Genomic DNA, 1,514 nt, shown 5'->3' with positions numbered 1-1,514 from the left:
CGCCAGCCAGGCAGCGACCGAACCAGTGAACCTGAAACCACGTCAAACCGCCCTGACCTGCTAGTCAGCCACTCCCACGCAGCGGGGGAACCTCAGCCTGCCAAGCAAGATCATCTATGTTCACAGCTGGAAGCGTAGAAGCAGCCACTGACATGCCGCCGAAGGACGGTCGATCGCTCGGGTCGGCTTACGGCAAGGCAACAGCCTCCGCCCCCTGGTCCCGGGCTGGCGCATCGTATGTGACGACACTTCCTAGGTGTATTGCCCTGTGAGGTTGGGGGCGCGGCTGGCGGGTGGTTTGCCTGCGAGCGCGGTGTGTCCGCGGTGGTGATCTGGGGCCGGTAGGGCCGGGTTCGCTTGTTGGGTGATCCCGGCCGTCGCCAGCAGGTCGCGCCAGGCGTGGGACTTGTAGCAGGAGCCGTTGTCGGTCAGGACGCGTTCGACGATGATCCCGGCGCTGGTGAAGTAGGCGTGCGCCCTGGTCCAGAAGGCGGTGGCGGTCTCCTTCTTCTCGTCGGTGTGGATCTCGCTGTAGGCGAGGCGGGAGTGGTCGTCGACAGCGGTGTGGATGTAGCTGTAGCCGGCGTTCTTGCGGGTCTTGCGGCGGGCCTGGCGGCCCAGCACCTTGTGGCCGCCGCCGTCGGGGATGTTGCCGAGCTTCTTGATGTCCACGTGGACCAGTTCCCCGGGCCGTTCGCGTTCGTAGCGGCGTATGACGGCGCCGGTGGCCCGGTCCAGGTGCGTGAGACGGGCCAGACCGTAGGCGATGCGGGCCGGGCCCCAGCGGCGCAGAATGCGGACCTTGATGATCCGGCGTTCGGTGCGGGTCGGCGTCCGGCGGGGGCTGTGGTGCGGTCGCGAGGAGCGGTCCCTCATCCCGGCCTCGCCCAGCATCCGGTAGCGGGCGGCCCACCGCTGGGCGGTGGTCGGCGAGACCTGGAAGCGTTCGGCGGCCCGGCGCAGCGGCCAGTCGTCCTCGACCACGCAGCGGGCCAGACGCAGGCGGCCGGTCTCGGTCAGGGGTGCATTACGGTGGGGCATGAGGGCCTCACCCGTTCAAGACGCCTCAGCCGAGACTTGCCTCACCCGTCCACAACCTCCCAGGACAGAACAGCTAGGGTGCTGGCCATGGCTTTGGATCAAAACGGGGTGATGCTGCCGAGGCTGCGGCCGGCGGGCGTTGTGCGGCGAGGCGTGATCTTCGGCCTGTTGGGGGTGGTGCCGCTCGTGGTGGTGGTTTTCAGTATCGGTGACCACAGCGACCGACAGGACTTCCTGGCCGTCTTCAGTATGGCGGGCCTGCTCGGTGCGATCTTCCTTGTGATCGGTGTCGGCTTCTGGTGGGCCAGTTCGCAGGACGTCCGCCGCTTGCGGGACTGGTCCACTCTTAAGACGCAGGCCGACTCGATCACCGTCGTGGGTCCGCTGTTCCTGCGCTCCGGGCTGTTTCTCCTTGTCCTCGGGGCCGCCGCTCTCGGGTTGTACCACCTTGTGGACGCTGCACCTTACGGCAG

Annotated in this window: 1 protein-coding gene and 1 pseudogene; one reads left to right on the top strand and one right to left on the bottom strand. The window is 67.4% G+C overall.

Annotation, left to right across the window (positions count from 1 at the left end; genetic code table 11):
* Positions 1–252: 252 nt before the first annotated feature.
* Positions 253–1,041, bottom strand: a pseudogene (locus tag IE178_RS34980) (DDE-type integrase/transposase/recombinase).
* Positions 1,042–1,128: 87 nt separating this feature from the next.
* Between IE178_RS34980 and IE178_RS34975 the strand changes: the two are divergent.
* Positions 1,129–1,514 (top strand): DUF6336 family protein (locus tag IE178_RS34975; protein ID WP_193515059.1); only part of this gene is annotated, 386 nt, incomplete at its 3' end.

The organism is Streptomyces griseoloalbus (assembly GCA_014650015.1).
Taxonomy (GTDB): Bacteria; Actinomycetota; Actinomycetes; order Streptomycetales; family Streptomycetaceae; genus Streptomyces; species Streptomyces griseoloalbus.
This window is presented reverse-complemented; position numbering and strand designations above follow the sequence as displayed.